Below are 12,298 nucleotides of genomic sequence, written 5' to 3' on the forward strand. Positions count from 1 at the left end.
CCCATTATCGCCGTTGTCGTGCTTTGCAGAACTTGTCTTAATCTATCCGTCTGGTGTTATGACAGTTATTGAAATTTTTCCATCGGCTGGTGTCGGCCTTGTAAAGCTCGGCATGTCCCGCGCCGAAGTTCATGCTGTCATGGGGGCGCCTCCAACTAGCTTCAGAAAAGTTCCCACGTCTGCCTATCCTACAGACGCATGGCATCACAACGGGTTTCAGGTTTTTTATGGGGGCATCGAGCCGAGCGTGGAGTTCATAGAGCTCTCCGCGAATTGCGGATTTGAGGTTCTGTGCCTCGGCCAACGTGTATTTAGTACGCCAGCATCAGGGCTCGTCGAGAAATTCCTTGCAGTTACTCCTTTCGATCCTTTTGATAAAGAGTTGGGGTACAGCTACGTGTTTCCAGAACTTGAGCTTGCGTTGTGGCGTCCGGATATGGAAGAGCCGCAGGGAGAATATTTTTCCACGGTGGGCATCGGGTGCGTTGGCTATTTTTCACGCAAAATACCCGCTGAGAGTACGGGGGAAACCTAACTTGAAGCCAGCATGATCCCTTTCGGCGGCCCCCCAGAGCTGGATAAAATTGAAGACACAAAGGGCAAGAAAAAGGGGGCGGGTTTAGGCCGTTAAATAGGTCCACTGGAAGCAGAATCTGGGCAAAAAGGCGGCTCGGACCTACTGGAAGCCCTTGCTCTGGCCCCAACGGCTAACCCACAAACGCCTGCCGATGATCGCGAACAAAGTCATCGAATGTATGCGGGCGCTTCCCGGTGAGTCGCTTGACCTCGAACGTGGGATCGATGTCGTGATGGCCTGCCACCACATCTGCGAATTGCACGGTCAGGCCTTTGGCCATCCACGGCGAGTTGCCGGTCGCACGCATCAATACGCGAAACACCGGCGTTGGCAGGTCGAGATAACGGACCTTGCGCCCGATGATTTTCGATAGACGCGAGGTCGCTGCCTGCATGTCGAGCGTCTCGGGACCAGTGAGGAAATAGGTTGCACCTGCGTGCCCTTCTTCGGTCAGTACCGTGGCCGCCACGCGTGCGATGTCGCGGGTGTCGATCCACGACACGCTGCCCCGGCCTGCCGCCATCGGGAACACGCCCTTGGCGATCGGATCCTTGAACCACAGGAAATTCTGCATATACGCGGTAGGCTTGAGGATGGTCCACGCGATGCCTGAGGCGCGCAGGTGGTGGTCGATCAGCGCATGCGATTTCGCCCACGGCACCGGCGAACGCACGTTGCAATCGGATGCCGACACTTTCACGATCCGACCGATGCCGGCGCGCTTGGCTGCATCGATGGCGGCCGTCTCCTGAGCGACTTGCTCGGGAGTGGGCGGGGTGATGAGAAACAGCGTGTGGCAGCCCTGCATTGCGCCTTGCAGCGTCTCGGGTGTGTCGAAGTCGCCCAGTACGGCATCCATGCCCTTCTGCTGCAGGTTGTCCACCTGCTCCTGCTTGCGGCACATCGCGCGGAATGGCGTGCCCGCTTGCTGTAACTGCCTACACAGTTCGCCGCCGATACCACCCGTGGCACCTGATACCAGAATCATGATTGCATTACTCCTGCAGTTTGACGATGGAACTGGAAGCGCTGGGCACTTCACCCAGATACTCCGAGATGACAGCGCTCATCTCCTCAAGGGTGCGGACGGCATCGTGGATGCGATCGATGCCGATCTTGTCCGCGATTGCTTGATCGACGGGGGCAACGGCCTTTTCGGCGCCGCTGACGGCCTTGATGCCTGCGCGGGTAAGGACAACGAGCTTGGCGCGTAGGTGATGTGGATTCGGCTGGAACTCGACCAGCCCCTGCTCGGCAAGTACATCCACGATGCGCTGCACTGCCTGCCGGGTGAGGCCCATGTTGCGTGCAATGGAAGCAGCGGGCAGCGGCGCTGGTGCGTAACGCAGCGCGGCTAGCACCTGCCACCACGCACTGGTGAGCCCCAGGTGGGCAACCAGCTCGTTGCCAGCGCTGACCAAGCGGCCATTGGCCGCGAACACTGCTAGCGCCAACTCGCGGACATGCTCGTTGTCGGTCTGCATACGAAGGCTCTTTCTCAAGTCGACAACATGTTGTCAATTGAAAAGTGAGCTGCGTGTGATTGTGTAGCGTAAGGTCTGGTTACGAGACATGGCTCGCTACGAATGAAAAGCGGGCCGCTCGGGTACTTCGTCTTGCGAGCGCATCTATGCAATCGACGCAGACCGGCCGAGCATGCTTGGTGTCGAATGCAGAGAGACTTGCCTGCAAATCAATTGAAAAATAATCAATGGAATGGTTTTAGCGGTCCATTGTCATTGGACGAACACGTAGCGTGAATGCAGCAGAGCATGCCGTTCTCGTGGTAGCGCTCAAGCGTTATGTCACATGGACGTCAGGCCCACTGATGCGCAAGGTCTGATCCTGAAGGTACTTGCTCGATCCGATGCCATTGGCCAGCGAGACGAACAGCGTTGAGAGACGCGCTTGTCTTGGTGGCAGCGACCCAGCTGATGTACTCCTCAGTTGGTCGAGATGTTGGCCTGCAGTGCGTGGGTCAGGCTTCCTTACGTGGCCCCTGTCACCAAGAAGCGCACGCGATCGCCACGGTAATGGTAGGCGCTCCACTGACACACCACAGCCGCGCTTGTTTGATTTTCGTCAATTCCACCGACACATGAAATTCGCAGTGGGGGTGCTTGACTGCATGGGTCAAGAATCGTTGCGGAGTCGCGCATGAGTGCAGTCACGGGTGGCAGGGTCGGTCGGGCAGCGTGCCGGCGTGTGTCAATACGGAAAGGTTCGGTACGTGCAGGTGATGGTGCGGGGTGTGGTGAGCAAAGGCTCGCATCACTGCCAAACGGCAAGCAGGCGCTGGCTTCACTCGTAATGGCGCCCCTGCGCGCCGTTGTTCGCTGAGGGGGCGCCATGCGCATCTGTGTTCTCAATGACGCACTGAAGGACCCGACCGGGCTGGAGCAGCGCTGCGTGGCGGCACGCGAGGCTGGCTGCGATTACGTGGTGATGGCCGCGCCCTTCGAGCGCGATGCCGAAGGCCGTTTGATCGAGCCGGCGGCCGGTGCCCCGACGCAAATGCAGCGCCTGCACGAGTCGGTGCAGGCGGCGCGCCGTGCGGGGGTAAAGCTGTTGATCGATGTGCGCCTGGACGAAGTGGGCGGTGCCAGTGCGGTGGTGCGCGATAACCCACAGTGGTTCCGCGCGCGCAGCACCGCGGTTCCGGACCCGCGTCAGCCGCGTGCGACGCCGGAAGTGGCCGAAGCCCGCTTTGCCTACGCACAGGAAGGTGCGGCGCTGGTGGAATGGTGGAGTGCGCGCCTGCTGGAGTGGGTGGGCCAGGGCGTGGGTGGCTTCCGGCTGCTGCAGCCGCAGCAGGTGCCAGTACAGCGCTGGCGCGAGTTGATCGCGCGCGTGCACGCGCAGGCGCCGGAGGTGGTGTTCGCGGCGTGGACGCCGGGTCTGGGGTTGGAGGCCTTGCAGCAGCTGGCCGGTGCCGGGTTCGATGTGGCGTTTTCGTCGCTTGCCTGGTGGGATGGCCGCGGCAGCTGGTTCTTCGACGAAGACAGCGCACTGCGTGCGTTGGCCGCGCAGGTCGTTGCCGTGCTGGACGCGCCCGATGGCAAGCGCGCCGCGGCGCCCGAGCAGCATTGGCAACTGGCGCTGGCGCTGGCGTTGGGCGGGGCATGGCTGCTGGACGATGCGCACCTGGCGGCATTGCCATCGTCGATCCGCATCACCGACGGCCTGCCAACCAGCAATGCTGGCATGCGGTTGCGCCCGCTGCTGCGTGAGGCGACCGGGCTCACCGCGGTGGCGATCGAGCCGCTGGGCGGCTTGCCCTCCTTGTTACTGATCAACGGCGACACCCGGCATGTGGTGCCGGTGCCGGCCTCAGACCTGTTGCGGCTGCTCGGCGATGCCGAGGCCTTGGTGGCCGAAGATGGCCGCACCTTGTCCGGGGCCACGCTGGAGGCGCTGGAGCCGGGCGAAGTGCGCGTGTATCGCAGCGTGCCGGCGCGCCATGTGCTGGCCGTGCCGCGCATGCGCCCGCGTGCGCAGACCGCCGGTACCTGGCCACGCGTGTGCATCGAGTCGGTGACGCCGTCGGTGGATAACGGCCGTTTTCCGGTCAAGCGCACGGTGGGCGACCGCATTTGCGTGGAGGCCGACGCGTTCTGCGATGGGCATGACCGCATCGCGGTGGCGGTGCTGTGGCGTCCGGCCGACGCCAAGACCTGGGCCAGCGCGCCAATGCGTGCGTTGGGCAATGACCGCTGGCGGGCCGAGTTTCCGTTGGAACGCATCGGCACCTACGAATTTCGCGTGGAAGCCTGGCGCGACGTCTTCGCCACCTTGCATGCGGATCTGGAAAAGAAACGTGCTGCCAGTACGGTGCTGCCGGTTGATGTGCAGGAGGCGATTGCGGCAGTGCAGGCCGCACAGGCGCGCAGCGACGGTGCACTGGCCGAGCGCCTGCAGGCAGTGCTCACCCGCATCGGTGCGCAGAGCGAACCCCTGCAGCAGCTGGCCATCGTGCTGGAGCCGGACACCGCGCAGGCGATGGCGCTGGCCGACGACAAGCCATTCCGCTCGGAATATCCGGTCACCTTCCGGGTGGAATCCGAGCGCCGCGCGGCGCACTTTTCCAGTTGGTACGAACTGTTCCCGCGTTCGCAAAGTGGCGATGCGAGCCGGCATGGCACCTTCGATGACGTCATCAAGCGCTTGCCGCACATCCGTGCGATGAACTTCGACGTGCTGTACATGCCGCCGATCCATCCAATCGGCCTGAACAACCGCAAGGGCCGCAATAACTCGGTGACGGCGGTGGAAGGCGAACCCGGCAGCCCATATGCGATCGGTGCGACCGATGGCGGGCATACCGAAGTTCACGCCGAACTCGGTGGACTGGAAGGCTTTCGCCGTCTGATCCAGGCCGCGCGTGCGCAGGGCTTGGAAGTGGCGCTGGATTTTGCCATCCAGTGCGCGCCGGATCACCCGTGGTTGAAGGAGCACAAGGACTGGTTCACCTGGCGCGCCGATGGCTCGATTCCGTACGCGGAGAACCCGCCCAAGAAATACCAGGACATCGTCAACGTCGATTTCTACGCCAGCGGCGCGGTGCCGGACCTGTGGAATACGCTGCGCGACGCGGTGCTGTTCTGGGTCAACGAAGGCGTCACGCTGTTCCGTGTCGACAACCCGCACACCAAGCCGTTCCCGTTCTGGGAATGGCTGATTGCCGATGTGCGCGGCCGGCGCCCGGATGTGGTGTTTCTCTCCGAAGCCTTCACGCGGCCAAAGATGATGTACCGCCTGGCCAAATGCGGTTTCTCGCAGTCCTACACCTACTTCACCTGGCGCAACCACAAGCACGAGCTGCAGGCCTATGTGGAAGAGTTGAACGAGGGCGTGCCGCGCGAATGCTTCCGCCCGCATTTCTTCGTCAATACGCCGGATATTAATCCGCTGTTCCTGCAGACCAGTGGGCGCAACGGCCATCTGATCCGCGCCGCGCTGGCCACCACGCTCTCAGGCTTGTGGGGCATGTACCAGGGCTTCGAACTCTGCGAAGCCACCCCGCTGGCGCCGGGCAAGGAAGAGTATCTGGACTCGGAAAAATTCCAGCTGCGCGCCTGGCCCGAACGTGCGCCCGGCGACATCGTCGAGGAGATCACCCGCTTCAACCAGCTGCGCCGCATGCATCCGGAACTGCAGTCGCACCTGGGCACGCGCTTCTACCAGGCGCATAACGACCAGGTGCTGTACTACGGCAAATTCCTGGATGCCGGCTACCTGTCGCGCAGCCGCAGCATGGTGCTGGTGGCGATCAATCTGGATCCGCACGCCGGGCAGGACGCCGATATCGAGATTCCGTTGTGGGAACTGGGCCTGCCCGACCACGCCAGCGTCGCCGTGGACGATCTGTGGGATGGCCATCGTTTCGCGTGGCACGGCAAATACCAACACATCCGTCTAGAGGCAACGCGACCGTTCGCGTTATGGCGCATCCGCGCAGGAGAGGTCGCATGAATGCAGTGGCATCGTTACAAGCCGACGCAGAGCAGTCGGCCGTGGTTGCCGACCAGCGTTGGTACAAGGACGCGATCATCTACCAGGTGCATGTCAAGTCGTTCTTCGACTCCAACGACGACGGCATCGGCGATTTTCCGGGGCTGATTTCCAAGCTGGACTACATCGCCGAACTCGGCGTAGACACCATCTGGCTGCTGCCGTTCTATCCCAGCCCGCGCCGCGACGATGGTTACGATATCGCCGAATACATGGCGGTGCATCCGGACTACGGCAGCATCGAGGATTTCGAGCAGCTGGTGGCGCAGGCGCATGCGCGCGGCATCCGTATCGTCACCGAGCTGGTGATCAACCACACCTCCGACCAGCACCCCTGGTTCCAGCGCGCACGTCATGCGCCCGCTGGCTCGCCAGAGCGCGACTTCTACGTATGGTCGGACACCGACCAGGAATACGAAGGTACGCGGATCATCTTCTGCGATACCGAGAAATCCAACTGGACCTGGGATCCGGTGGCCGGGCAATACTTCTGGCATCGCTTCTACTCGCACCAGCCGGATCTGAACTTCGACAATCCGGCGGTGCTGGAAGCGGTGCTGGAGGTGATGCGTTTCTGGCTGGATCGCGGCGTGGATGGCCTGCGTCTGGATGCGGTGCCGTACCTGATCGAGCGCCCGGGCACCTCCAACGAAAACCTGCCCGAAACCCACGCGATCCTGCGCAAGATCCGCGCCACCCTGGACGCGGAATACCCGGACCGCATGCTGCTGGCAGAAGCCAACATGTGGCCGGAAGATACCCAGCAGTATTTCGGCCAGAATGCCGACGAATGCCATATGGCGTTCCACTTCCCGCTGATGCCGCGCATGTACATGGCCATCGCGCGCGAAGACCGCTTCCCCATCACCGACATCATGCGCCAGACCCCGGAGATTCCGGAAAGCTGCCAGTGGGCGATCTTCCTGCGCAACCACGATGAGTTGACGCTGGAAATGGTGACCGATTCGGAGCGCGATTATCTGTGGCAGACCTATGCCGCCGACCGCCGCGCCCGCATCAACCTGGGGATTCGCCGCCGCCTGGCGCCGCTGCTGGAGCGCGACCGCCGCCGCATCGAATTGATGACCTCGTTGCTGCTGACCATGCCCGGCACGCCGGTGCTGTATTACGGCGACGAGATCGGCATGGGCGACAACATCCACCTGGGCGACCGCGACGGCGTGCGCACGCCGATGCAGTGGTCGATCGACCGCAACGGCGGCTTCTCGCGCGCCGACCCGGCGCAGCTGGTGCTGCCGCCGGTGATGGACCCGCTGTATGGCTTCCAGGCGGTGAATGTGGAAGCGCAGATGCGCGACCAGCATTCGCTGCTGACCTGGACCCGCCGCGTGCTCAGCGTGCGCAAGCGCTACCAGGCCTTCGGCCGCGGCAGCTTGCGCTTCCTGTACCCGGGCAACCGCCGCATGCTGGCGTACCTGCGCTGCTATCAGGATGAAACCGTGTTGTGCGTGGCCAACCTCTCGCACACCTTGCAGGCGGTGGAGCTGGATCTGTCCGAGTTCGAAGGCCGGGTGCCGGTGGACATCATCGGTGGCGGCAGCTTCCCGCCGATCGGCCGGTTGACCTATCTGCTGACGGTGCCGCCGTTCGGCTTCTATGCCTTCCAGCTGGTCAGCGAAGGCACGTTGCCCGATTGGCATGTCCCCAGCCCGGTGCCGCTGCCGGATTACCGCACGCTGGTATTGCGCAGCGATGCCGACGAAAGCGCCGCACTGCTGCCGCATCTGCCCACCCTGGAAGGCGAAATCCTGCCGGCGTGGCTATCGGCGCGACGCTGGTTCTCGGCCAAGGACCAGGCGCTGCGCAGCGTGCGCATAGCGCGCCGCACGCCGTTGCCGGGCGATGAGCCGATGACGCTGCTGGAACTGGAGGTAGAGCTGGAAGACGGCCGCCACGAGCGCTACATGCTGCCGGTGGGCATCGTGTGGGAGCGCGAGCAGCCGAGCACATTGGCCGAGCAGCTGGCGCTGGCGCGCGTGCGCCAGGGCCGCGAGGTGGGCTATCTCACCGATGCGTTTGCGCTCAAGCCCATGGTGCGCGGTGTGATCGATGCGCTGCGCAGCAATGCAGCGCTGGACTTCTGCGACGGCGACGATGCCTCGCAACAGGGGCAGGTCTGTTTCGAAGCCACCCCGGCACTGGCAACGCTGGATATCCCGCAAGATCCGGAGATTCGTTGGTTGTCGGCCGAACAGAGCAACAGCTCGCTGGTGGTCGCCGACAAGGCCGTGTTCAAGCTGCTGCGGCATGTGGCCGTAGGCGCGAACCCGGAGATCGAGATCGGCCGCCGCTTGACCGAGATGGGCTATGCCAATGCCGCGCCACTGCTGGGCAGCGTCAGCCGCCTCGACGCGCAGGGCACCGTCACCACCATCGCGTTGTTGCAGGGCTTCATCCGCAACCAGGGCGATGCCTGGCGCTGGACGCTGGACCATCTGGCGCGCAGCTTCGACGAATACGCCACCGCGCAGACCGACGAGGCGCGCGCCGAAGCGGTCGCCGGCTACGATGCCTTCGCCGCCGTGGTGGGCAAGCGCCTGGCCGAGTTGCACGAAGCGCTGTCGCGCGCCACCGACGATGCCGACTTCGCGCCGCAACGCATCGACCTGCCCACCGCCAACGATGTGGTGGCCGGCGTGGGACGCCAGGTCGAAGAGATGTGGGACACCGTCAACGCACGCCTGGCCGGCAGCGAAGACAGCGCCGAACGCGAGGCGCTGGAGGCGGTGCTCGCCGAGCGCCCGCAGCTGGATGCCTTGCTCGCCAGGGCGCCGAGCGTGCTGGCCGATTCCTTGCTCACGCGCGTTCATGGCGATTTCCACCTGGGCCAGATCCTGGTGGCCTTCGACGATGTGGTGCTGATCGACTTCGAAGGCGAGCCGGCCAAGCCGCTGGCCGAACGCCGCGCCAAGGCCAGCCCGCTGCGCGACGTGGCTGGCTTCCTGCGCTCGCTCGATTACGCCAGCGAAGTGTCGGCACGTGGCGAGGAAGGCACCGCCGCCCGCGCGGGTGTTGGCGTGGACACGCACCTGGACGAATTTCTGGTGCAATTCCGCCGCCGCTCCACACATGCCTTCCTGGACGCTTACCATGCCGTGCTCGACGCCAGCGCCCATCCGTGGATTGCGCCGGCGGCGTTCAATGCAGCCACCTTGTTGTTCCTGGTGGAGAAGGCTTGCTACGAAGTGCGTTATGAAGCGGCCAATCGCCCTGGCTGGTTGATGGTGCCGATCGAAGGCTTGCGACGCATCCTGCAACGCGCACGCGCCGGTGCAGGAGACACATGATGAGTGGAGTAATGACAGCAGTGAGCAATCGATGGGATCCCGGCGCGGTACGCGCCCTGGCAGAGGCGCGCCATGGCGACGCGTTCGCGGTATTGGGCGCGCACCCGTCCGACAACGGGCGCTTGTTGCGCACCTATCTACCCGGCGCCGACCGGGTCAGTGCGGTGCTCGACGATGGGCAGGTGGTGGCGCTGGACGCCGGCCCGGAGCCGGGCCTGTTCGCCGGCGAGTTGCCGGCGCACGGTGGGTATCGCCTGCGCATCGGCTGGCCCGGTGGCGAGCAGGAGACCGCCGACCCGTACGCGTTCGGCCCGCAGCTCAGCGACTTCGACCTGCACCTGATCAGCGAAGGCCACCACTTGCAATTGGCCGACGCGCTGGGCGCCAACGTGGTCGAAGTGGACGGCGTGCGCGGCACGCGCTTTGCCGTCTGGGCACCGAATGCCTCGCGCGTGGCGGTGGTGGGCGACTTCAACAGCTGGGACGCGCGCCGTCATCCGATGCGGCTGCGTCACCAGGCCGGCGTGTGGGAGTTGTTCGTGCCCGACGTCGGCCCCGGCGCACATTACAAGTACCAGCTGCGCGGTCCGCACGGGCACGAACTGCCGGCCAAGGCCGACCCGGTGGCACGCCGCGCGGAGCTTGCGCCGGGCACTGCGTCCATCGTGGCCGATCCCACGCCGCATCAGTGGAGCGACGATGGCTGGATGGCCACGCGTGCGCGCCGCCAGGCCCATGACGCGCCGATGAGCATCTACGAGATCCACGCCGGCTCGTGGTTGCGCGAAGCAGGCCTGGATCTGGATTGGGACGGGCTGGCCGATCGCCTGATTCCGTACGTGGCCGATATGGGCTTTACCCATGTCGAGTTGATGCCGGTGAGCGAGCATCCGTTCGGCGGCTCCTGGGGCTACCAGCCATTGGGTCTGTTCGCGCCGACCGCGCGCTTCGGAACACCCGATGGATTTGCGCGCTTTGTCGACCGCTGCCACCGCGAAGGCATCGGCGTGATCGTCGATTGGGTGCCGGCGCACTTTCCCACCGATGCGCACGGACTGGCGCATTTCGACGGCACCGCGCTGTACGAGCATGCCGACCCACGCGAAGGCTTCCACCGCGACTGGAATACGCTGATCTACAACCACGGCCGCCGCGAGGTATCCGGGTTCCTGATTGCCAGTGCGATGGAATTCCTGCAGCGCTATCACGTCGATGGCCTGCGCGTGGATGCGGTGGCCTCGATGCTGTACCGCGATTACAGCCGCAACGCCGGCGAGTGGATACCCAACATCCACGGCGGGCGCGAGAACTACGAGACCATCGCGTTCCTGCGCCGGCTCAACGAGGTGGTGCGCGAGCACACACCGGGCGCGGTGATGATTGCCGAGGAATCCACTGCGTTTCCCGGTGTCACCGCCGACGTGGCGCACGGCGGCCTGGGCTTTCACTACAAGTGGAACATGGGCTGGATGCACGACACCCTGCATTACGCCGGGCTGGATCCGATCTATCGCCGCTACCACCACGGTGAGCTGACTTTCAGCATGGTCTATGCGTATTCGGAGCGCTTCGTGCTGCCGATCTCGCACGACGAAGTGGTGCACGGCAAGGGTTCGTTGCTGGGCCGCATGCCGGGCGACGATTGGCAGCGCTTCGCGAATCTGCGTGCTTACCTGGGTTTCATGTTCACCCACCCGGGGCGCAAGTTGCTGTTCATGGGCTGCGAATTCGGTCAACCGACCGAGTGGAACCACGACGCCGGCCTTCCGTGGCATTTGCTCGACGACCCTCGCCATCGTGGTGTGCAGACGTTGGTGCGCGATTTGAACCGGCTGTATGTGCAATACCCGGCGCTGCATGCGCACGACGACGATCCGTCCGGATTCGCCTGGGTGGTGGGCGACGATGCCGGCAATAGCGTGGTGGCGTTCCTGCGCAAGGGCAAACGTGGCGACGCACCGGTGCTGGTGGTGATCAACTTCACTCCGGTCGTGCAGCACGGCTATCGCATCGGCGTGCCACAAGGCGGCCAGTGGCGCGAGGTGTTCAACAGCGACGCCGGCATCTACGGCGGCAGCAACCTGGGCAATGGCGGCAGCGTGACGGCCGAGCAGCAATCCATGCATGGGCACGCGCAATCGCTGCCGCTGCTGTTGCCACCGCTGGGCGCCATCGTGCTGACGCCGTATGGCTGATGCTTCCTGCGCCTACCACCGGGCAAACGGCCCGGCGGTAGGCGGCAGCTGCGTCATGCATCCATCTTTCATCGACAGGGTGCGCCATCTGCTGGCATCGCTTGCATTGCTGCGCTCCCACTCGACTGTGATGGCATGGGTCTGTGCAGGCGGACGCTTGCGCAGCAAGTCATCCAGCAGCCGGTCATCCCGATGATCACGCGCAAACACGGTGATGGCGAGACGGGCACCGGCACGCGCATCGGCGTGATCTCCGATACGCATGGCCTGCTTCGGCCCGAAGCGCTTGCCGCGCTTAAGGGCTGCTCGCAGATCATCCACGCCGGCGATGTGGGCAAGCCGCAGGTGCTTGAGGCGTTGCGGGCACTGGCACCGCTGCATGCCATCGCAGGCAATATCGACGACAAGCCGTGGGCGAACGGCTTACCGCAGACGCTGGATCTGCACATCGCTGGTGTGCGTATCCACGTGCTGCACGATCTGAAGACGCTGGCACCGCAGGTGCAGGCGGATGTGGTCATCAGCGGCCATTCGCACAAGCCGTCGGTGCACATGCACGATGGGGTGCTGTACCTCAATCCGGGCAGCGCCGGGCCGCGTCGCTTCAGTCTGCCGATCAGCGTGGCCATGCTCTGGCTGGGCGATGGCGCGCCGCGCGCGCACGTGCAGCCATTGGCCCTTGGCTGAGTCCGCTGACTTGGCATGCA

The 12,298-nt window shown here is 64.1% G+C and carries 7 protein-coding genes; 5 read left to right on the forward strand and 2 right to left on the reverse strand.

Features of this window, described 5'->3' with window-relative positions; genetic code table 11:
* Positions 1-58: 58 nt before the first annotated feature.
* A complete protein-coding gene (locus tag ACCQ15_RS00700; protein ID WP_372381097.1) occupies positions 59-535 on the forward strand; it encodes a hypothetical protein in 477 nt (158 codons plus the stop codon).
* Positions 536-707: 172 nt separating this feature from the next.
* Here the strand turns inward: ACCQ15_RS00700 and ACCQ15_RS00705 are convergent, their stop codons facing one another.
* Both ACCQ15_RS00705 and ACCQ15_RS00710 read right to left on the reverse strand, forming a co-directional pair.
* Complete coding sequence (locus tag ACCQ15_RS00705; protein ID WP_372381523.1) at positions 708-1,565, reverse strand: SDR family oxidoreductase; 858 nt, start codon at positions 1,563-1,565, stop codon at positions 708-710.
* A 7-nt stretch (positions 1,566-1,572) separates the two neighbouring features.
* A complete protein-coding gene (locus ACCQ15_RS00710; protein WP_372381098.1) occupies positions 1,573-2,061 on the reverse strand; it encodes a MarR family winged helix-turn-helix transcriptional regulator in 489 nt (162 codons plus the stop codon).
* An 865-nt stretch (positions 2,062-2,926) separates the two neighbouring features.
* On the opposite strand from ACCQ15_RS00710, the gene ACCQ15_RS00715 reads away from it, so the two are divergent.
* From ACCQ15_RS00715 to ACCQ15_RS00730, 4 genes are all read left to right on the forward strand, one after another.
* Positions 2,927-6,049, forward strand: coding sequence for a maltotransferase domain-containing protein (locus tag ACCQ15_RS00715; RefSeq protein WP_372381099.1), 3,123 nt, complete (start codon positions 2,927-2,929; stop codon positions 6,047-6,049).
* Entirely contained in the window at positions 6,046-9,396 is a 3,351-nt protein-coding gene (gene treS, locus ACCQ15_RS00720; protein ID WP_372381100.1) for a maltose alpha-D-glucosyltransferase, read from the forward strand. Before ACCQ15_RS00715 ends, treS begins: the two co-directional genes overlap by 4 nt.
* Before the next feature lie 11 nt (positions 9,397-9,407).
* Positions 9,408-11,591, forward strand: coding sequence for a 1,4-alpha-glucan branching protein GlgB (glgB, locus tag ACCQ15_RS00725; RefSeq protein WP_046932016.1), 2,184 nt, complete (start codon positions 9,408-9,410; stop codon positions 11,589-11,591).
* Between the two features lie 192 nt (positions 11,592-11,783).
* Positions 11,784-12,278, forward strand: coding sequence for a metallophosphoesterase family protein (locus tag ACCQ15_RS00730; RefSeq protein WP_029818199.1), 495 nt, complete (start codon positions 11,784-11,786; stop codon positions 12,276-12,278).
* The last annotated feature ends 20 nt before the right edge of the window (positions 12,279-12,298 follow it).

This window comes from Xanthomonas sp. NCPPB 1754 (assembly GCF_041475725.2).
Classification (GTDB): Bacteria; Pseudomonadota; Gammaproteobacteria; order Xanthomonadales; family Xanthomonadaceae; genus Xanthomonas; species Xanthomonas euvesicatoria.